This is a genomic window from Streptomyces sp. N35 (genome assembly GCF_016464295.1).
GTDB lineage: Bacteria > Actinomycetota > Actinomycetes > Streptomycetales > Streptomycetaceae > Streptomyces.
In genome coordinates, this window is the sequence record NZ_JAEIMH010000122.1 from 1 (window position 1) to 19,886 (window position 19,886).

Sequence of the window (19,886 nt, forward strand, 5' to 3'; positions counted from 1 at the left end):
CTGCGCCTGGCCCGCTACGGCGTCCCGCTCGCCGAGACCGCCCCGGCCGGCCTCGCCGCCGCCGGCATCGAGCCACCGCAACTGCCGTCGTCCACACCCCAGTTGGAGGCCCCGCAGGCCCCTTCCGTGGAGCAGCCGGTGGAGATCCCGCAGGAGTGGCCGACGAACCACGACAGCCCGTGGTTCGCATCGCCGCAGCAGCCGGGACAGGGCCAGCAGGCGCACGAGACGTACGAACAGCAGACGTACGAACAGCAGGCATACGAACAGCAGGCATACGAGCAACAGACGTACGCGCAGCAGGTGCCGCAGCCCCAACCGCAGCCGGGACAGCAGCAGTACGAGCGCACCTACTCCCCCGAGCCCCCGTACGAGGAGTGGTACGAGGAGCAGCCGGCCGAGGCGTTCGACAGTTCGCAGACCGGCGAGTTCCGCATCCCCGCGGGCCCGAACCGCACGCGCGCGCTGAACATCCCGGGCCAGCGGCAGGAGCAACTGCCGTCCGAGGAACCGGTCCTGGCGGACCCGTCCGCCGAGGCCGACGTGGAGGAGGCCCCGGCCCCGGCCGGCCTGCCGGACGACGTGACCCGCGAGGAGGCGTACTTCACGGCGTTCCGCAAGTACGTCAGCGAACACGGCGACTTCCCGAACGCCCGCCAGTTCGGCATCTATCTGCAGGACCTGTACGGCGTGAAGGGCCGCAGCGGCGGCCCGCTCACGGAGTCGACACTGCGCCCGTTCATACGGGACTTCCGTGCGCGCTACCAGCAGGAGCTGGACTCGGAGGAGTACATCGCCTGACGCGGCCCGACTTCTCTCCCCAACGAAAACGGCGCCCGCCCAAAAGGAGGCGCCCGCCGCGGGGGGGGCCGGGCCCCGGCCGGCTGGCCCCCCCCCCCCCCCCCCCCCCCCCCCCACAGACGCCGCCCCCACCAAGAGGCCCGCCCCCGTCGACGTGAGCGTCAGGCCCCGAGCAGCTTGCGCACCCGCTCCGCCCCCACCGCGAGCAGCAGCGTGGGCAGCCGCGGCCCCGTGTCACGCCCGACCAGCAGGTGGTACAGGAGCGCGAAGAACGACCGCTGGGCCGTCTTGATCTCCGGCGGCAGCTCCTTCGGCCCGGCGTCCGCCGAGAACCCGGCCTGCACCTTCGGCACCCCGTACACAAGGTGCGTCAGACCGTCGAGCGACCAGTGCTCGTCGAGCCCGTCGAGCAGCAGCCGCAGCGACTCGCGCCCCTGCTCGTCCAGCCCCCCCAGGGCCTCCGCATCCGGCTCGGTCCGCACGATGGTGCGCGACTCCGCGGGTACGTACTTGGCGATCCAGGTCTCCGCCTTGTCGAGCCGCGGACGCACGGCCGCCAGGTCGGTGACCGGGTTGGCCGGGTCGAGCTCGGACAGGATGCGCTGGGTCTGCTCGGGGTCGCCCGCGGCCACATCGGCGACCGAGGCGAGCGTGCCGTACTGCAACGGCCGCTCGGTACGCGGCAGTTCACCCGCGGCGGTACGGGCCGCACGGCTGTACGCGGCCGCGTCGGCCGGCAGCGCGGAGCCGTCGGCGACCTTGGTCTCCAGCTTGTCCCACTCGTTGTACAGCCGCTGGATCTCCTGGTCGAAGGCGATCTTGAACGACTGGTTGGGGCGGCGGCGGGCGTAGAGCCAGCGCAGGATCTGCGGCTCCATGATCTCCAGCGCGTCGGCCGGGGTGGGCACCCCGCCCTTCGAGGAGGACATCTTCGCCATGCCGGAGATCCCGACGAACGCGTACATCGGACCGATCGGCTGCTTGCCGCCGAACAGCGTCACGATCTGCCCGCCGACCTGGAACGAGGACCCCGGCGACGAGTGGTCCACACCCGACGGCTCGAAGATCACGCCCTCGTACGCCCAGCGCATCGGCCAGTCGACCTTCCAGACCAGCTTGCCGCGGTTGAACTCGGAGAGCCGGACCGTCTCGGTGAAGGCGCACTCGGTGCAGACGTATGTCAGCTCGGTGGTGTCGTCGTCATAGGACGTGACCGTGGTCAGGTCCTTGCCGCAGCCACCGCAGAACGGCTTGTACGGGAAGTAGCCCGCGCCCGATCCGCTGCCGTCGTCCTCACCGGCGGCGCCCGAACCCTCGGCGGCCTCCAGCTCGGCCTCGTCGAGAGGCTTCTGGGACTGCTTGGCCGGGGCCTTCTTCGTCCGGTACTGGGCGAGGATCGCGTCGATGTCACCGCGGTGCTTCATCGCGTGCAGGATCTGCTCGCGGTAGACACCGGAGGTGTACTGCGCGGTCTGGCTGATCCCGTCGAACTCCACGCCGAGGTCGCCGAGCGAGGCCACCATGGCGGCCTTGAAGTGCTCGGCCCAGTTCGGGTGCTCCGAGCCCTTCGGCGCCGGGACGGCGGTCAGGGGCTTGCCGATGTGCTCGGCCCAGGACCCGTCGACCCCGGGGACACCGTTCGGCACCTTGCGGTACCGGTCGTAGTCGTCCCACGAGATCAGGTGCCGTACCTCGTACCCGCGCCGGCGGATCTCGTCGGCGACCAGGTGCGGGGTCATGACCTCGCGCAGGTTGCCCAGGTGGATCGGGCCCGAGGGGGAGAGTCCGGAGGCCACGACGACCGGTTTGCCCGGGGCACGACGCTCCGACTCGGCGATGACGTCGTCCGCGTATCGGGACACCCAGTCCTGGGTGTCCGCGCCTGTGCTCTGGGCCACGATCAGTTGGTCCCTTTCACTCCGGTCGGGTGCGCGACTGCTTCTCCGCGCACGGGCCATTCTCCCAGACTCCGCCCCACCCCTGTCGCGGGCTTTACCGCCGCCGCGCCCACCCGCGCCTGCGGCGCCCTCTAATCCACGCGAGCCCACCACCCACCTCATGGGAGAATTGAGCGCCCGAGCAACCCGACACAGAACGGCACCCCATGGCCCCGGTCACGTCCCTCACCGCAAGCGTTCACGCACGGCTCTCCGACGCCCTGACTTCCGCGCTGCCGGAAGCCGCCGGCGCGGACCCGCTGCTGCGACGCAGCGACCGGGCGGACTACCAGGCCAACGGGATCCTGGCGCTCGCCAAGAAGGCCAAGGCCAACCCCCGGGAGCTGGCCACCCAGGTCGTCGCGAAGATCGAGAGCGGTGACCTGTTCGCGGACGTCGAGGTCTCCGGACCCGGCTTCCTCAACATCACGGTCTCCGACAAGGCGATCATCAAGACCCTCGCCGCCCGGTACGCGGACGCCGACCGGCTCGGCGTGGCCCCGAAGGACACCCCGGGCCTCACGGTGATCGACTACGCGCAGCCGAACGTGGCCAAGGAGATGCACGTCGGCCACCTGCGGTCCGCCGTCATCGGCGACGCCCTGCGCGGCATGCTCGACTTCACCGGCGAGCAGACGGTCGGCCGGCACCACATCGGCGACTGGGGCACCCAGTTCGGCATGCTCATCCAGTACCTGATCGAGCACCCGGGCGAGCTCGCCCCGGCCGACGAGGTCGACGGCGAGCAGGCGATGTCGAACCTGAACCGGGTCTACAAGGCCTCGCGTGCGGTCTTCGACGCGGACGAGGAGTTCAAGGAGCGGGCCCGCAAGCGGGTCGTGGCGCTCCAGTCCGGCGACGAGGAGACCCTGAAGCTCTGGCAGCAGTTCGTGGACGAGTCGAAGGTCTACTTCCACTCGGTCTTCGAGAAGCTGGACATGGAGGTACGGGACGACGAGATCGTCGGCGAGTCCGCGTACAACGATCTGATGCCCGAGACCGCCCGCATGCTGGAGGAGTCCGGTGTCGCGGTCCGCTCGGAGGGCGCGCTCGTCGTGTTCTTCGACGAGATCCGGGGCAAGGACGACCAGCCGGTCCCGCTGATCGTGCAGAAGGCCGACGGCGGCTTCGGCTACGCGGCCTCCGACCTCTCCGCGATCCGCAACCGGGTCTTCGACCTCAAGGCGACCGACCTCATCTACGTCGTGGACGTACGGCAGTCCCTGCACTTCAAGATGGTCTTCGAGACGGCCCGGCGGGCCGGCTGGCTGACCGACGAGGTCACCGCGCACAACATGGGCTACGGCACGGTGCTCGGCGCCGACGGGCGGCCGTTCAAGACCCGTGAGGGCGAGACGGTGAAGCTGGAGGATCTGCTCGACGAGGCGATCTCGCGCGCCGCCGATGTCGTACGGGAGAAGGCCCTGGATCTCACCGAGGAGGAGATCCAGGAGCGGGCGGCGCAGGTCGGTATCGGCGCGGTGAAGTACGCGGACCTGTCGACGTCCCCGAACCGGGACTACAAGTTCGACCTGGACCAGATGGTCTCGCTGAACGGCGACACGTCCGTCTACATCCAGTACGCGTACGCCCGGTGCCAGTCCATCCTGCGCAAGTCCGAGGGCGACACGCCCACTGCGCACCCGGAGCTCGAACTCGCCCCGGCGGAGCGGGCATTGGGTCTGCACCTGGACGCCTTCGGCGCGACGGTCTTCGAGGCTTCGGCGGAGTACGCGCCGCACAAGGTTGCCGCCTACCTGTACCAGTTGGCGTCGCTGTTCACGACGTTCTACGACCAGTGCCCGGTGATCAAGCCGCGCCCCGCCCAGGACGTCGTGGAGAACCGCCTCTTCCTGGTCGACCTGACGGCCCGCACCCTGACCAAGGGCATGGGCCTGCTGGGCATCCGGACACCCGAGAAGCTCTGACCTTCTCCGGTACGTACGAGGAGGGCCCCGCCGGTTCGTTCCGGCGGGGCCCCCCTCCCGGTCACGGCGCGGGCAGCGGGTTGGCCGGGTACGGCCGCAGCACCAGCGAGGTCGTGACCGGGCCGAAGCGCGCGAGGGAGTCCACGACTTCTTCGAGCCGCCCGGCCTGCGGGCAGTGCACGTCGAAGATCAGGCAGTCCTCGCCCGTGACCCGGGCGGTGGACGTGATCTCCTCGGTCCGTGCCGCCAGGTCCAGCGCACGGGCCAGCTGCGCATGCGTCGTCCGCAGCCTGATGACCGCGTGGATGTTGAGGCCCAGCGCCACGGGATCCACGACGGCCCGGTATCCGGTGATCACCCCGCTCTTCTCCAGGCGCTGGATCCGCGCACTGGCCGCGGGCTGCGAGAGCCCGACGCGGCGCCCCACCTCGGCGCCGCTGAGGCGACCCTCGTACTGGAGCAGCGCGAGGATCTCGCGGTCCGTACGGTCGAGTGATTCCATCGTTGCCCCCGCCAGATGCTTTGAGACCACTTGTCAGGCCCCCACCGCACAGTTGCTTCCCCCAAGATCTGCCCCAGGAGCTCCCGGAACCGTACGGGACGACGAGTGAAACGGTGGCAGGCAGTGGTCGCGTACGTCATCATCCCCGGCATCGACGGCTCGGACGAGCAGCACTGGCAGACCCTGTGGGAGCGGGAGTTGGGCAGCTCCGCCGTGCGGATCGCCCCGGCCTCGTGGTCCGCGCCGGTGCTGGCCGACTGGGTCGGCGCCGTACAGACCGCGTACGAGACGGCGTGCGGGCGGTCCATGGACGGCGAGGTGGTCCTCGTGGCCCACAGTCTGGGCTGCTGGGCCGGGGCCCGCCGGGGGCGGCCGCGGCCCGGGGCGGCGGGGGGGCTCCTGGTCGCGCCGCCCGACCCGCGGGGGCCGGCGTTCCCCCGCGAGCCGGCCGCCACGTTCCTCGATCCGGCCGCGCGGCCGCTGTCGTGCCCGGCCCTGGTGGTGGGCAGCGCCGACGATCCGTACTGCACCGCCGAGGCGGCCGCGGGATTCGCGGCCGCCTGGGAGGCGCGGTGGCACCTGGCAGCCCCGGCCGGCCACCTCAACTCCGCGAGCGGCTTGGGGAGTTGGCCGCAAGGCCGCGCACTCCTGAACTCCCTGACGGGGGCGTGAACCCTAGGAGCGACGCAGCGCCCGCCCCAGCCGCTCCACACCCAACGCGATCTCCTGCGGCGAGTGCGTCACGAAGCACAGCCGCATCGTGGACCGGCCGGGCGCGCCCGCGAAGAACGGCGCCCCCGGCACGTACGCCACCTCGTGCTCCACGACCGTACGGAGCAGCCGCGTGGTGTCGTACGCCTCCGGCAGCCGCGCCCACAGGAACATCCCGCCCTCGGGCCGGTTCCACACCGAGCCCTCGGGCAGCGCCGCCGGCAGACCCGCGAGCAGCGCGTCCCGGCGCTCCCGGTAGGCGGCCGCCACCGTGGCCACATGCGCGTCCAGGTCCCGCGTCGCCAAGTACCGTGCCGCGGCAAGCTGGTTGACGGTCGGGGTGTGCAGATCTGCGGCCTGCTTGGCGACCGCGCACGCCCGCAGCACGGCGGCCGGAGCACGCATCCAGCCGAGCCGCATGCCCGGCGCCATGACCTTGGAGAAGCTGCCGAGCAGTACGGTGCGGTCCTCGGCGCCGGGCTGCGCGGCGATCCACGGCACGCGCTCGCCTTCGAAGCGCAGTTCGCCGTACGGGTCGTCCTCGACGATCCACAGCCCGCGCCGCTCGGCGACCGACGCCACGGTGGCACGGCGGCCGGCGGGCAGGGTGCGGCCGGTGGGGTTCTGGAAGGTCGGGATCGTGTACAGGAGCTTCGGACGCTCCCGCGCGACGAGCGCGTCCAGAGCCTCCGGATCGATCCCGTCCTCGTCGCAGTCGACCCCCACCACACGCACGCCGGCGAAGGCGAAGACCTGGAGCGCCGCCAGATAGGTCGGGTTCTCGACGAGCACGGTGTCGCCCGGCTCGAGCAGGGCGGTGGCCAGCAGGGACAGCGCCTGCTGCGAGCCGCTGGTGACCAGCACATCGTCCGCGGTGGTGGGCAGTTGACGCGCGGTGGTGCGCGCGGCGAGCGCCCCGCGCAACGCGGGCTCGCCCTCGGTCGTCGAGTACTGCAGCGCACGGCCCGCGTCCTTGGCCAGCACCTGGGCGTACGCCTCGGCCACGCCCTCGGCGTCGAACAGTTCGGGCGCGGGCAGACCCCCCGCGAAGTTGATCACCTCGGGCCGTGCGGTCACCGCGAGGATGTCCCGTACCGGCGAGCCGCCTACGTTCCGCGCGCGCTCGGCGAGCGGCGGCACGGGGGCACGGACGACGGCGTTCGGCTCGGTGACAGTCACGGCGACGGCTCCTTCGCTATGGACATCGGCAGGCCCAGCGTAGAGAAGGCGTTTGGCATCTACACCTGTCATTCCGCGATCCGGACGGCCCCTTCGCTTCCACGCCCTTCCAAGATCTCTTAGGATCCCGGGCATGACCGCGGACTACCCCTTCATCCACCACGTCACCCTCCTCGTGGCGGACTTCAAGGCGAGCGAGCGCTTCTACGCCGCCGCGCTCGCACCCCTGGACGTCTCCATCGAGGCCCACGAGGGCAACGCGGCAGAGCTCTGGCGCTCCGACGCGGACACCCCGTCCTTCGGCATGTACACCGCTCCTTCGCCCGATGAGGCGACCCGCGGGCTGCACCTGGCCTTCACGGCCCGCAGCCGCGCCGAGGTCGACGCGTTCCACGAGGCGGCGCTGGAGAACGGCGGCACCGAACGCGAAGCCCCGCGCGTCTGGCCCGAGTACCGCGCGTACTGCGCCTTCGTGAACGACCCGGACGGCAACAACATCGAAGCGGTGTACAAGCTGGAGCAGGGCGAGGCGGCATAAGCCGGGAGCGGGCAGACGTAACCGGAACCCGGCGGCCCGTCCGCGCGTCAGATCCGCGGAGGCGAGAGCTATGCGCGCAGGATCACGACGCTACGGACCGGCCGTCGCCGTCGCACTGTCCCTCGCGGCGGCCGGCTGCGCGGCGGAGCCGTCACAGCAGCCCACCGTCCGTACGGACAAGGGCAGTTCGCAGTGCACGGGCCCGCGCGCGGCCGAGTCCACGGATGCCGAGGAGGCCGCGGAGATCGCGGTGGCCCACGTCGACACCGTGGCGCGGCAACGCTTCGCGCATGTCTACACGGGCCTGCGCGTCGACCGGGAATCCCTCGCGCTCGACCTCTACCGCATCCCGGACGCCGCCTTCGATCGCTCCGCCTGCCGCGGCATCCCGTCCAACGTGACGGTCCGGCTGCACGACACCACGGCCTCCCGCACCGCACTGGACGCCCTGGTGGCGCGGATCAGCGACGACATCCCGCGCTGGAAGGGCGAGTTCGACCTCCGCACGATCGCCGCCGCGGAAGAGGGCCACGTGGAAGTCGGCGTGGACAAACCGGAGGTCGCCGAGCCCCTGCTGCGCAAGGCCTACGGCGACCTGGTCAAAGCCACGTACGAGGAACGGCCTCAGCTCAGGCGCAGCTGACGCGCCGCCTCCACCGCCCAGTACGTGAGGATCATGCTCGCGCCCGCCCGCTTGATGCCGGTGAGCGTCTCGAGGATCGCCTTGTCCCGGTCGATCCAGCCCTTCTCGGCCGCGGCCTCGACCATCGCGTACTCACCACTGATCTGGTACGCGGCCACCGGCACGTCCACCGCGTCCGCGACCTTCGCGAGCACATCGAGATACGGTCCGGCCGGCTTGACCATCACCATGTCCGCGCCCTCTTCGAGGTCGAGCGCCAACTCCCGCAGGGATTCCCGGAGGTTGGCCGGGTCCTGCTGGTACGTCTTGCGGTCACCCTTGAGCGAGGAGGCGACGGCCTCGCGGAAGGGACCGTAGAAGGCGGAGGAGTACTTCGCGGTGTACGCGAGGATCGAGACGTCCTCGTGCCCGGTCTGGTCCAACGCGTCGCGGATGACGCCGACTTGGCCGTCCATCATGCCACTGGGGCCGAGCACATGAGCGCCCGCGTCGGCCTGGACCTGCGCCATCTCGGCGTACCGCTCAAGGGTGGCGTCGTTGTCGACCCGCCCCTGGGCGTCGAGCACACCGCAGTGGCCGTGGTCCGTGACCTCGTCGAGGCAGACGTCGGACATGACGATCAACTCGTCGCCGACCTCAGCCCGCACGTCCCGCAGAGCGAGCTGCAGAATCCCGTCCGGGTCCGTGCCCGGCGTACCGACGGCGTCCTTCTTCTCGTCGAGCGGCACACCGAAGAGCATGATCCCGGAAACACCGGCCTCGACGGCCTCGACGGCGGCCTTCTTCAGGGTGTCCCGGGTGTGCTGCACGACTCCCGGCATCGACCCGATGGCAACGGGCTCACTGATCCCCTCACGCACGAACGCGGGCAGGATCAGGTCGGCGGGGTGCACCCGCGTCTCGGCAACCATGCGCCGCATGACGGGAGTTGTACGCAGCCTTCGAGGCCGCGACCCAGGAAACGAACCGTATGAAGACAACTCTCAGCCCTTCATCTTTCAGCCCCTGCGGCGCTTGAGCAGATCCGAACGAAGTTCGGATGCCGGGGTCCGGGGGGAAGCCCCGGTTTCGGGAAGGGGCGGGGTGGGGGAAATCAACCCACCCACCCACAACCCGCACCCAAACTACTGCGTGGCCACGCGCCGCCGCCGAGCACCAGGCCGACGCTCGGACGGCCGCGTCACGGGGTCACCGGCCTCAAGAGCAGCCGCACGCCGAGCCGAACCGAACTCCGCGAGCGCCTCGGCAAGAGCGTGCACCGACGGCTCCGGAGCCATCACATCCACGCGCAGCCCGTGCTCCTCGGCCGTCTTGGCCGTGGCCGGACCGATGCACGCGATCACGGTCACGTTGTGCGGCTTACCGGCGATACCCACCAGGTTCCGCACTGTCGACGACGAGGTGAAGAGCACCGCGTCGAAACCGCCGCCCTTGATCGCCTCACGCGTATCGGCCGGCGGCGGCGAAGCGCGCACGGTCCGGTAGGCGGTGACGTCGTCGACCTCCCAGCCGAGGTCGATCAGACCGGCGACCAGCGTCTCGGTGGCGATATCGGCACGCGGCAGGAAGACACGGTCGATCGGGTCGAAGACCGGGTCGTACGGCGGCCAGTCCTCGAGCAGACCGGCGGCGGACTGCTCACCGGACGGCACCAGATCCGGCTTCACACCGAAGGCGATCAGCGCCTTGGCGGTCTGCTCCCCCACGGCCGCGACCTTGATCCCGGCGAAGGCACGCGCGTCGAGCCCGTACTCCTCGAACTTCTCGCGTACGGCCTTGACCGCGTTCACCGAGGTGAAGGCGATCCACTCGTAGCGCCCGGTGACCAGGCCCTTGACCGCGCGCTCCATCTGCTGCGGGGTGCGCGGCGGTTCGACGGCGATCGTCGGAACCTCGTGCGGCACGGCGCCGTACGAGACGAGCTGGTCGGAGAGCGAAGCCGCCTGCTCCTTGGTCCGCGGCACGAGCACCCGCCAGCCGAACAGCGGCTTGGACTCGAACCACGAGAGCTCTTCACGCCGGGCGGCACTGGAACGCTCACCGACCACGGCTATGACGGGCTGGTGTCCCTCGGGCGAGGGCAGCACCTTGGCCTGCTTGAGCACCTGGGCCACCGAGCCGAGCGTCGCGTTCCAGGTGCGCTGGCGCGTCGTCGTACCGGCGACGGTGACGGTCATCGGGGTGTCCGGCTTGCGGCCTGCGGCGACCAGCTCACCGGCCGCCGCGGCCACGGTCTCCAGGGTGGTGGAGACGACGACCGTGCCGTCGGACGCACCGACCTCGGACCAGCAGCGCTCGGACGCGGTACGGGCGTCGACGAACCGCACGTCCGCACCGGACCCGTCGCGCAGCGGCACACCGGCGTACGCGGGCACGCCGACCGCCGTGGCCACACCGGGCACCACCTCGAAGGGGATACCGGCGGAAACGCACGCGAGCATCTCCGCCGCGGCGTCCGAGTCGAGGCCCGGATCACCGGCCACCGCACGGACGACCCGCTTGCCGCCCCTCGCGGACGCCATGACAAGATTGGCTGCAACAGCCTCGGCGGCTGCCGCTGTTGATGACGCGTCAGGCGTGCCCAGCGTCGCCGTGCCCTGCACGGCCACGCCCTCACGGGCATGCGTCCGTACCACGTCGAGCACAGCGGGCTCGGCGATCAGCACGTCCGCGACGGCGAGCGCTTCGACGGCGCGCAGTGTCAGCAGGCCCGGGTCTCCGGGGCCGGCACCGAGGAAGGTGACGTGCCCGGATGCGGGGGCTGCGGGATATTCAGAGGCGGTGGGGCTCAATGTGCTCGCTCCCCCATCAGACCGGCCGCACCCTTGGCCAGCATCTCGTCCGCGAGTTCGCGTCCGAGCGCCATGGCCTGGTCGTGGGTGGTGGGTACGGGACCGGTGGTGGACAGCTGCACCAGCGACGAGCCGTCGGTCGTGCCGACGACGCCGCGCAGGCGCATTTCCTTGACAACCTGTCCGTCGGCCAGAAGGTCGGCGAGAGCACCCACAGGTGCGCTGCAGCCGGCCTCCAGGGCGGCGAGCAGGGATCGCTCGGCGGTCACGGCGGCCCGGGTGTACGGGTCGTCGAGCTCGGCGAGCGTGGCGGCGAGCTCTGCGTTCGCCGCAGTGCACTCGATCGCCAAGGCTCCCTGACCGGGAGCCGGAAGCATGGTGTCGACCGACAGGAAGTCGGTCACCTCGTCGCTGCGTCCGATCCGGCTGAGCCCGGCCGCGGCGAGAACCACCGCATCCAGCTCGCCCTTGCGGACGTATCCGACGCGGGTGTCGATGTTGCCGCGGATCGGCACGGTCTCGATGCGCATCCCGTGATTACGGGCGTACGCGTTCAACTGGGCCATCCTGCGCGGCGACCCGGTCCCCACCCGGGCGCCCGCGGGCAGCTCGGTGAAGGTCAGGCCGTCGCGCGCGATCAGTACGTCGCGCGGGTCCTCACGCCGCGGCATCGCGGCGACCACCAGGTCGCCGGGCTGCGCGGTCGGCAGGTCCTTGAGCGAGTGCACGGCGAAGTCGACCTCGCCGGCGAGCAGCGCGTCGCGCAGCGCGGTCACGAAGACCCCGGTGCCGCCGATCTGCGCGAGGTGCTCACGCGAGGTGTCCCCGTACGTGGTGATCTCCACCAACTCGACCTCGCGGCCGGTCAACTGGCGTACGGCGTCGGCCACATGACCGGACTGGGCCATGGCGAGCTTGCTGCGCCTTGTCCCGAGCCGGAGTGCTTTCTGGGTCATGCCCGCCCCTTTTTCTTGATGTCGGCGGTATCGGCCTTCGACACGGCTGCGACCGTCTCGGGGTCGAGGTCGAACAGAGTGCGCAGCGCGTCCGCGTACCCGGCGCCGCCGGGCTCGCTGGCGAGCTGCTTGACCCGCACGGTCGGTGCGTGCAGGAGCTTGTCGACGACGCGGCGCACGGTCTGGACGACCTCGGCCTGCTGTCGTTCGTCGAGATCGGGGAGCCGGCCGTTGAGCCGCGCGACCTCGCTGTCGACCACGTCGGCGGCCATGGTGCGCAGCGCGACCACGGTCGGCGTGATGTGCGCGGGCCGCTGGGCCCCCCCCGACGCGGCGGCCTCCTCGGGCCCCCTGGCGCGCCCCCTGTCGACGTCGGCGGCCATCGGGGCGTCGGCCGAGGCCTCGGCGAGCGACTCGATGTCGACGAGGTGCACCCCGGCGACCTGGTGCACGGCGGCGTCGATGTCGCGCGGCATGGCGAGGTCGAGCAGCGCGAGCCGCACCCCGGCGTGCGGGGCGCCCTGGCGGGTCCCCTTGGTCTTCACGGTGCCGGCCTCACGCTCGAGCGCCGTGCCGTTGTCGGCCCAACTCCCGTGCAGATCGAGGGAGTCGGCGTGCCCGGCGGCGTCAAGCCCGACCGGACAGGCCTCGTGGCCTTCGTGCATGACGTCGTGGCCTTCGACGATCCGTCCGTCGCGCGCGGCCGCGGCGGCCAGGCGCGCGACGAGGCTGCCGTCGGGGGCGCGCAGATCGGAGCCCTGAGCGGCGTGGGCACCCACACCGGCCGGCACCGGCCCCGCGAGCGCGGCGGTGATCGCGTCCGCGGTCAGCACCAGGCCCGTTGCGCCGGTGCAGGAGACCGCGATGTCGACTCGTGTCAGCTCATCCGCCACGGCGTCCATCGAGACGGCCCGGGCGGCCAGCGCCGGATGCTGCTCGATCAGCAGCTCGGCGAGGTGCTCGGCACGCTCGAACGTCCGGTTGGCGACGACGACTTCGGCGACACCGAGCCGCGCGAGCGTGGCCGCGGCGAGCGAGGACATCGAGCCGGCACCGATCACCAGGGCGCGCTTGCCGGCCGCCCACTCGGCGACCGGACGGCCCGTGGCGAGCTGCTCGAGACCGAACGTGACGAGCGACTGTCCGGCCCGGTCGATCCCGGTCTCGGAGTGCGCCCGCTTGCCGACCCGAAGCGCCTGCTGGAACAGGTCGTTGAGCAGCCGGCCCGCGGTGTGCTGGTCCTGGGCGGTGGCGAGGGAGTCCTTGATCTGCCCGAGGATCTGGCCTTCGCCGACCACCATCGAGTCCAGGCCGCAGGCGACCGAGAACAGGTGGTGAACGGCCCGGTCCTCGTAGTGCACATAAAGATAAGGAGTGAGCTCCTCGAGCCCGACCCCGCAGTGCTGGGCGAGCAGCGTGGACAGCTCGGCGACCCCGGCGTGGAACTTGTCCACGTCGGCGTACAGCTCGATCCGGTTGCACGTGGCGAGCACCGCGGCTTCGGCGGTGGGCTCGGCAGCCACCGCGTCCTGCAGCAGCTTGATCTGAGCATCCGCGGTCAGGGCAGCCCGCTCCAGCACACTCACGGGTGCACTGCGGTGGCTGAGGCCGACGACGAGAAGACTCATGCGGGCATCACGGCGGGCACGTCCCCGTCGGGTCCCTTCCGGTCGGCCTGCTCCCCGGTCGCACGGGCGGCGGGCGGCAGCTGCGACGCGGCCTCGGCGGCGCTCTCCTCGCCGGCCTTGCGCTGCTCGTGGAAGGCCAGGATCTGCAGCTCGATCGAGAGGTCGACCTTGCGCACGTCGACGCCGTCGGGCACCGAGAGCACGGTCGGCGCGAAGTTCAGGATCGAGGTGACACCGGCGGCGACGAGCCGCTCGCACACCTGCTGGGCGGCGCCCGCGGGCGTCGCGATGACGCCGATCGACACCCCGTTGTCCTCGATGATCTTCTCGAGTTCATCGGTGTGCTGAACGGGCATACCGGCGACGGGCTTCCCGGCCATCGCGGGATCGGCGTCGATCAGCGCGGCCACGCGGAAACCGCGGGACGCGAAACCGCCGTAATTCGCAAGGGCGGCACCGAGGTTACCGATACCGACGATCACGACGGGCCAGTCCTGCGTGAGGCCCAGTTCGCGTGAGATCTGGTAGACGAGGTACTCGACGTCGTAGCCGACACCTCGGGTGCCGTACGAGCCGAGATACGAGAAGTCCTTGCGCAGCTTCGCGGAGTTGACCCCCGCGGCGGCGGCGAGCTCTTCGGAGGAGACCGTGGGAACGGAGCGCTCCGACAGCCCGGTCAGGGCGCGCAGATACAGCGGAAGCCTGGCGACGGTGGCCTCGGGAATCCCTCGGCTGCGGGTCGCCGGTCGGTGAGTTCGGCCAGTTGCCACGGTGCTCCTGCGGGTAGAGCGGGGCTGCAGGCGGTCTTGTGTCCCTGGACCGCCCCGTCGAATGCAGGCTATGTCTTTGTGAACGCGTGCACAAAGATGGTGTCCGCTTTGTCCGGCCAAAGTGACCGGGGTCACGCGCGAGTTATGCGCCGGCGGGAACTCGACGCCGCGTCTCACTCTCGGCAAACAAATTGGGGGCAAAACCGTACACACTCCTCACGATTCCTCGCCCCCGAGACCAAACCGCCCCCGATCCTAAAGGACTTTCCGGGCGCTTTACGCAGTCGTGCACGGCCTTCCGTACCGACCCGGCGGACATTCGGCGCCCCGCGCGGGGACTTACGCCCCTGGCGCCGGAGACTCACGCCCCCAGCGCACGCCGCAGCCTGTCCGGATCCACCTTCCAGAAGTCGTGCTGCTCGCCGTCGACGAGGATCACCGGGATCTGCTCCCAGTACTTACGGTGCAGCTCTTCGTCCTGCGTGATGTCCGCCCTCTCCATGGCGGCCCCGGTCTCGGCGCACACCTTCCTGATCTCCTGCTCGGCGACCTCGCAGAGATGACAGCCGGGCTTGCCGATCAAGGTGACAGTGCGCTCGGCGGGACTCTTCTTCCCGCTACGCCGGAACAGAGGGCTCATGCCTTCATTCTGCGCCCGCCCGCCGCCGTATCCACCCCATGGGATCCCCGCCCGAGGTCACCTCCTTAACGCCCCGGTCGCGGAGTGTTCACAGCCTCCGAACCCGCCCGACCCGGGGAACCGCGCCCGAAATGGCTATGCTCACGACATGGCCGCTCTGGGATGGCTCACCCCCCGTAGGCGCTCCGCCACCGCGCGCAGCGTCCTGGCAGGCGAGGCCTCGGCCGAGGCCGCACGCAAATCCGAGCAGGAACTCCAGGAGAGTTACGAGCAGGAGCACGCGAAGGCCAGGGACGCCGAGGAGCCGCCCTTCCCGGTCGAGGGCGACGACAAGGCCGCCGCCTTCTTCGACCTGGACAACACGGTCATGCAGGGCGCCGCGATCTTCCACTTCGGCCGCGGCCTGTACAAGCGGAAGTTCTTCCAGCGCCGCGAGCTCACCCGCTTCGCCTGGCAGCAGGCATGGTTCCGGCTCGCGGGCGTCGAGGACCCCGAGCACATGCAGGACGCCCGCGACAGCGCCCTGTCCATCGTCAAGGGCCACCGCGTCTCCGAGCTGATGTCCATCGGCGAGGAGATCTACGACGAGTACATGGCCGAGCGCATCTGGCCCGGCACCCGCGCCCTGGCCCAGGCCCACCTGGACGCCGGCCAGAAGGTCTGGCTGGTGACGGCCGCCCCCGTGGAGATCGCCACGGTGATCGCCCGCCGCCTCGGCCTGACCGGCGCCCTCGGCACGGTCGCCGAGTCCGTGGACGGCATCTACACCGGCAAGCTGGTCGGCGAGCCCCTGCACGGCCCCGCCAAGGCCGAGGCCGTACGCGCCCTGGCCGGCGCCGAGAACCTCGACCTCGCCCGCTGCGCCGCGTACAGCGACTCGCACAACGACATCCCGATGCTGTCGCTCGTAGGACATCCGTACGCGATCAATCCCGACAGCAAACTGCGCAAGCACGCACGCGAACGGGACTGGCGGCTGCGCGACTACCGCACCGGCCGCAAGGCAGCCAAGGTCGGCATCCCGGCCGCGGCCGGCGTCGGCGCGCTCGCGGGCGGAACCGCCGCCGCGATCGCCGTGCACCGCCGTCGCCGCTGAGGCTGCGTTTTTCCGGGGGACAACCCCCCGGACCCCAAGCCGAACAAGCAGTACGGCCACGCCATACGGGCAATCCCTGTCCCTTACCCGCGCACCGCTCCCGCCAGTCCTCTTGACGTGAGCTCGCGGAAAGTGACCACAACACGCCCTGCGCAAAGACAGATCACGGTCTCATCCGATCAACAACCGGTCACTCAGAGGTACTTGAACCGCCTGGACTGCGTAACAGAAGAGACGGAACCGGTGATTTGAGCAACTGGGTGTAGCGCTGCCTGTACGAAGCGTTATTCTCCTCAGACGCATCAAGGACCCGCCATTCGTCACGACGGGTGAACGGTCCCGCACTGCACGTGATGGAAGCTCTGCCTCTGGGAGTCCCGTGTACCCACACGTCGGGGTTGACGCCTCGGGCCTGGCTACGCTGCGCGCAACGGTCCAATCGCATCTGGACCACTTGCGCGGCTTCGTCCCCACCGCGTACGCCGTCCCCGCATTTGCCGTGCCGGTCGCTGTAGCAAGCGGCCCGGCCGGTCCCTGTTATGCCCTGGCCGAGGGCAGCACCGCCGCTGTCGGCAGACGAGGGCGCGGCACAAGCGCCCCCGCCACCACCGCACGCCGTCCCGCGGCGGACAGTGACAGCGCCCGCATGATGGAGCTCGTCGAACGCGCACAGTCCGGGGAGGCCGACGCCTTCGGCCGCCTCTACGACCAGTACAGCGACACCGTGTACCGGTACATCTACTACCGAGTCGGCGGCAAGGCGACCGCCGAGGACCTCACCAGCGAGACCTTCCTGCGCGCCCTGCGCCGGATCGGAACCTTCACCTGGCAGGGCCGCGACTTCGGCGCCTGGCTGGTGACCATCGCGCGCAATCTGGTGGCCGACCACTTCAAGTCCAGCCGTTTCCGGCTCGAGGTCACCACGGGCGAGATGCTCGACGCCAATGAGGTCGAGCGCAGCCCCGAGGACTCCGTCCTGGAGTCCCTCTCCAACGCGGCACTGCTCGAGGCCGTCCGCCGCCTCAACCCGCAGCAGCAGGAGTGCGTGACCCTGCGCTTCCTGCAGGGGCTCTCGGTCGCCGAGACCGCACGCGTCATGAACAAGAACGAGGGCGCGATCAAGACCCTCCAGTACCGGGCCGTCCGCACCCTGGCCCGCCTGCTGCCGGACGACGCGCGCTGAGCGTCGCCCCCACCCGGCGGTCCGGAATCTCCACGGCCCGTAACTCCCAACTCACCCCTTGTGACGACCTGATGCTTCACGCGAAGAGACAGCGGTCCGATCATCTTTCGTCCGTAACCCAAGTGCCGCGACGGTCGTTGTGCGGGATGCAGGCTCCCTGTGGTCGCAGCCGGACCGCCCCCGCTCACTCGTTGGAGTGGACGCGCGGTCGGCGTGCAACCCTCAGGACCCCCTGGGGAGTCGGACGTCTTGACGAGAGGAGGTGCCGCCAGTGATCGCGAATGTCTCGGCACACCGGCGGGCGAACGCCTTCGCCCAGGCCCTGGAGGATGAGTCCACCCAGGGCACGGCGGCCGCACAGCAGTCGCGCGCGACTGACCAGCCCGAACTGACCGAACAGGGCCGCATGTTGGCCCTGTCGGACGGGCTCGCCGAGCTGCCGAAGCCGGAGATGGACCCCGAGGTCAAGGTTGTGCAGCGCGCACAGCTCGTGGCCGCCATGGAGGCCATGTTCGCAGGCGGCGGAGCGGACCCTTCCGTACCGGAGCAGCGCTCACGCAAGGGCGCTCACCGGGCGAGCCCCATGGGCAAGTTCCGGCCGCGCTCACGCCTGTCCAAGGGCATCGCCGCGGGCGGGCTCACCGTCGGTGTGGCCGCCGGAGCGTTCAGCGGTGTCGCCGCTGCCAGCTCCGACGCCCTGCCGGGTGACTCGCTCTACGGGCTCAAACGCGGCATGGAGGACCTCAAGCTGGGCATGGCCGGCAATGACTCCTCACGCGGCGAGCTCTACCTCGACCAGGCCTCCACGCGCCTGTTCGAGGCACGCCGTCTGATGGAGCGCGGCCGCGCCGGGGCCCTGGACCACGAGTCGGTGGGCGAGGTCAGGCGCGCCCTGAACGGGATGAAGCACGACGCCTCCGAGGGTCACCGACTGCTCAGCGAGGCGTATGCGCGGGACGGTTCGCTCGGACCCATCCAGGCGCTGTCGTCCTTCTCCCAGTCGCATCGCGACAGCTGGAGCGCCCTGCGCAATGTGCTGCCCCCGCAGCTCGGGGATGTCAGCGACCAGGTCACATCGGTCTTCGACGCCATAGAGGACGAGGTCGGCCCGCTGCAGTCGCTGCTTCCCACCCCGCCCCCGTCCGGCGGCGGCTCCGACAAGCCCGGCCGCAGCACGGACAACGGCAGGACGGGCGGCGAGCGCACGACGCCCAGCACGGCCGGCACCCAGGGCGGGCAGCCGAGCGGCGACAGCAAGCCCAAGTCGCCGCCCAGCACCAGCGAGGAGAACGAGGGCCTGCTCGGCGGCTCCACCGGCGGTCTGCTCGACCCGCCCAAGGAGGAGACCAGCCCCAGCCCCTCCGGCAAGGGCAGTCAGACGCCCGAGCCCGACATCACCCTGCCTCCGCTCCTGCCGGGCCTCCTTCCGGGCCTCGGCATCGATGGCGAGGACGCGGAGTAGCAGGTCGTACGACGGTGGGGCGCCCCTTTCGCGAGGGGCGCCCCACCGTCGTACTCACATCCGGCGCTTCAGGTCCGGGCCTCAGGCCCTCAGGCGCAGGCCCTCAGAAGAACACCGACCGCCGCTGCACAAGCAGCTTGTACAGCGTGTGCTGTATCTGCTCACGCACCTGGTCGGTCAGATTGAACATCAGCATCGGATCCTCGGCGGCCTCCGGCGGATAGCCGTCCGTCGGGATCGGCTCCCCGAACTGGATGGTCCACTTCGTCGGCAGCGGCACCGCCCCCAGCGGCCCCAGCCACGGGAAGGTCGGCGTGATCGGGAAGTAGGGGAACCCGAGCACCCTGGCCAGCGTCTTGGCGTTCCCGATCATCGGGTAGATCTCCTCGGCCCCGACGATCGAGCACGGAATGATCGGCGTCCCGGCCTGCAGGGCCGTGGAGACGAAACCACCCCGGCCGAAGCGCTGCAGCTTGTAGCGCTCGCTGAACGGCTTGCCGATCCCCTTGAACCCTTCGGGCATCACCCCGACCAACTCACCGCCCTCGAGCAGCCGTTGGGCGTCCTCCGCACAGGCCAGCGTATGTCCGGCCTTACGCGCCAGCTCATTGACCACCGGCAGCATGAACACCAGATCGGCGGCGAGCAGCCGCAGATGACGCTGGTGCGGATGGTTGTCGTGCACGGCGACCTGGAGCATCAGACCGTCGAGCGGCAGCGTCCCGGAGTGATTGGCGACGATCAGGGCGCCACCGTCCGCGGGGATGTTCTCGATGCCTTTGACCTCGACCCGGAAGTACTTCTCGTACATGGGACGGAGCAGGGACATCAGAACCTGGTCGGTGAGCTCCTTGTCGTAACCGAACTCGTCGACGTCGTAATCGCCGGTGATCCGCCGCCGCAGGAACTGCAGCCCGCCGGCGATCCGCCGCTCCCAGCCACCGCCTCCGCCGGTCTGCGCGGGCGCCTGCGCCGGCTCCGGGGCGAGCGGCGGCTCGGCGGCCGCGGGCACCGGCTGCACACCGGGCGGCCGCTCCGCGGGCCCTCGCACCTCCCGTACGGCGACGGGCTCGCCCGACCGCCGGCTGCGGCGCCGCGACGGCCCCTTGGCGCCACCGCG

The 19,886-nt window shown here is 70.6% G+C and carries 17 protein-coding genes and 1 pseudogene; 8 read left to right on the plus strand and 10 right to left on the minus strand.

Annotated elements, in window-relative coordinates; translation table 11 throughout:
* Positions 1 to 801, plus strand: a pseudogene (locus tag JAO81_RS38620) (hypothetical protein); the annotation flags it as partial.
* A gap of 161 nt (positions 802 to 962) precedes the next feature.
* Here the strand turns inward: JAO81_RS38620 and lysS are convergent.
* On the minus strand, positions 963 to 2,759 hold the full coding sequence (gene lysS, locus JAO81_RS38625; RefSeq protein WP_199552676.1) for a lysine--tRNA ligase: 1,797 nt from the start codon (positions 2,757 to 2,759) through the stop codon (positions 963 to 965).
* A gap of 146 nt (positions 2,760 to 2,905) precedes the next feature.
* On the opposite strand from lysS, the gene argS reads away from it, so the two are divergent.
* Entirely contained in the window at positions 2,906 to 4,666 is a 1,761-nt protein-coding gene (argS, locus tag JAO81_RS38630) for an arginine--tRNA ligase (protein WP_199552677.1), read from the plus strand.
* A 61-nt stretch (positions 4,667 to 4,727) separates the two neighbouring features.
* On the opposite strand, the gene JAO81_RS38635 is transcribed toward argS, so the two are convergent.
* The gene (locus tag JAO81_RS38635; protein WP_199552678.1) at positions 4,728 to 5,168 is read right to left on the minus strand and encodes an Lrp/AsnC family transcriptional regulator; all 441 of its coding nucleotides are present in this window, start codon (positions 5,166 to 5,168) and stop codon (positions 4,728 to 4,730) included.
* A 123-nt stretch (positions 5,169 to 5,291) separates the two neighbouring features.
* Between JAO81_RS38635 and JAO81_RS38640 the strand changes: the two genes are divergently transcribed.
* Positions 5,292 to 5,840 carry an alpha/beta hydrolase gene (locus JAO81_RS38640; RefSeq protein ID WP_199552692.1) on the plus strand — a complete coding sequence of 183 codons (549 nt, stop codon included), beginning with the start codon at positions 5,292 to 5,294 and terminating at the stop codon, positions 5,838 to 5,840.
* Positions 5,841 to 5,843: 3 nt separating this feature from the next.
* Here JAO81_RS38640 and JAO81_RS38645 read toward each other — a convergent pair whose 3' ends face one another.
* Positions 5,844 to 7,058 carry a PLP-dependent aminotransferase family protein gene (locus JAO81_RS38645; RefSeq protein WP_307814146.1) on the minus strand — a complete coding sequence of 405 codons (1,215 nt, stop codon included), beginning with the start codon at positions 7,056 to 7,058 and terminating at the stop codon, positions 5,844 to 5,846.
* Between the two features lie 133 nt (positions 7,059 to 7,191).
* Here JAO81_RS38645 and JAO81_RS38650 point away from each other — a divergent pair, with 133 nt between their 5' ends.
* Together JAO81_RS38650 and JAO81_RS38655 are read left to right on the plus strand one after the other, a co-directional pair.
* Positions 7,192 to 7,596 (plus strand): VOC family protein, encoded by a 405-nt coding sequence (locus JAO81_RS38650; protein WP_199552680.1) that lies wholly within the window; start codon positions 7,192 to 7,194, stop codon positions 7,594 to 7,596.
* Positions 7,597 to 7,666: 70 nt separating this feature from the next.
* Positions 7,667 to 8,239: a hypothetical protein gene (locus JAO81_RS38655; RefSeq protein ID WP_199552681.1), complete on the plus strand. Its 573-nt coding sequence runs from the start codon at positions 7,667 to 7,669 to the stop codon at positions 8,237 to 8,239.
* Here the strand turns inward: JAO81_RS38655 and hemB are convergent.
* The 6 genes from hemB to JAO81_RS38685 form a co-directional block, all read right to left on the minus strand.
* On the minus strand, positions 8,221 to 9,219 hold the full coding sequence (hemB, locus tag JAO81_RS38660; RefSeq protein ID WP_199552682.1) for a porphobilinogen synthase: 999 nt from the start codon (positions 9,217 to 9,219) through the stop codon (positions 8,221 to 8,223). The genes JAO81_RS38655 and hemB overlap by 19 nt on opposite strands.
* Positions 9,220 to 9,363: 144 nt before the next feature.
* A complete protein-coding gene (locus tag JAO81_RS38665; RefSeq protein WP_199552683.1) occupies positions 9,364 to 11,031 on the minus strand; it encodes a uroporphyrinogen-III synthase in 1,668 nt (555 codons plus the stop codon).
* A complete protein-coding gene (hemC, locus tag JAO81_RS38670; RefSeq protein WP_199552684.1) occupies positions 11,028 to 11,987 on the minus strand; it encodes a hydroxymethylbilane synthase in 960 nt (319 codons plus the stop codon). The genes JAO81_RS38665 and hemC overlap by 4 nt, the downstream gene beginning before the upstream one ends.
* Positions 11,984 to 13,615, minus strand: coding sequence for a glutamyl-tRNA reductase (locus tag JAO81_RS38675; protein WP_199552685.1), 1,632 nt, complete (start codon positions 13,613 to 13,615; stop codon positions 11,984 to 11,986). The genes hemC and JAO81_RS38675 overlap by 4 nt, the downstream gene beginning before the upstream one ends.
* Entirely contained in the window at positions 13,612 to 14,385 is a 774-nt protein-coding gene (locus JAO81_RS38680) for a redox-sensing transcriptional repressor Rex (protein WP_199552686.1), read from the minus strand. The genes JAO81_RS38675 and JAO81_RS38680 overlap by 4 nt, the downstream gene beginning before the upstream one ends.
* A gap of 361 nt (positions 14,386 to 14,746) precedes the next feature.
* Positions 14,747 to 15,025, minus strand: coding sequence for a glutaredoxin family protein (locus JAO81_RS38685; protein WP_199552687.1), 279 nt, complete (start codon positions 15,023 to 15,025; stop codon positions 14,747 to 14,749).
* A gap of 148 nt (positions 15,026 to 15,173) precedes the next feature.
* On the opposite strand from JAO81_RS38685, the gene JAO81_RS38690 reads away from it, so the two are divergent.
* The 3 genes from JAO81_RS38690 (at position 15,174) to JAO81_RS38700 (ending at position 18,766) form a co-directional block, all read left to right on the plus strand.
* Positions 15,174 to 16,121, plus strand: coding sequence for an HAD family phosphatase (locus JAO81_RS38690; protein WP_199552688.1), 948 nt, complete (start codon positions 15,174 to 15,176; stop codon positions 16,119 to 16,121).
* 379 nt (positions 16,122 to 16,500) lie between these two features.
* Positions 16,501 to 17,304, plus strand: coding sequence for an ECF subfamily RNA polymerase sigma factor, BldN family (locus JAO81_RS38695; protein ID WP_199552689.1), 804 nt, complete (start codon positions 16,501 to 16,503; stop codon positions 17,302 to 17,304).
* 271 nt (positions 17,305 to 17,575) lie between these two features.
* Entirely contained in the window at positions 17,576 to 18,766 is a 1,191-nt protein-coding gene (locus JAO81_RS38700; RefSeq protein WP_199552690.1) for a DUF5667 domain-containing protein, read from the plus strand.
* 103 nt (positions 18,767 to 18,869) lie between these two features.
* On the opposite strand, the gene JAO81_RS38705 is transcribed toward JAO81_RS38700, so the two are convergent.
* Positions 18,870 to 19,886, minus strand: a 1,017-nt coding sequence (locus JAO81_RS38705; protein WP_199552691.1) for a lysophospholipid acyltransferase family protein, incomplete at its 5' end; no start/stop codon positions are given.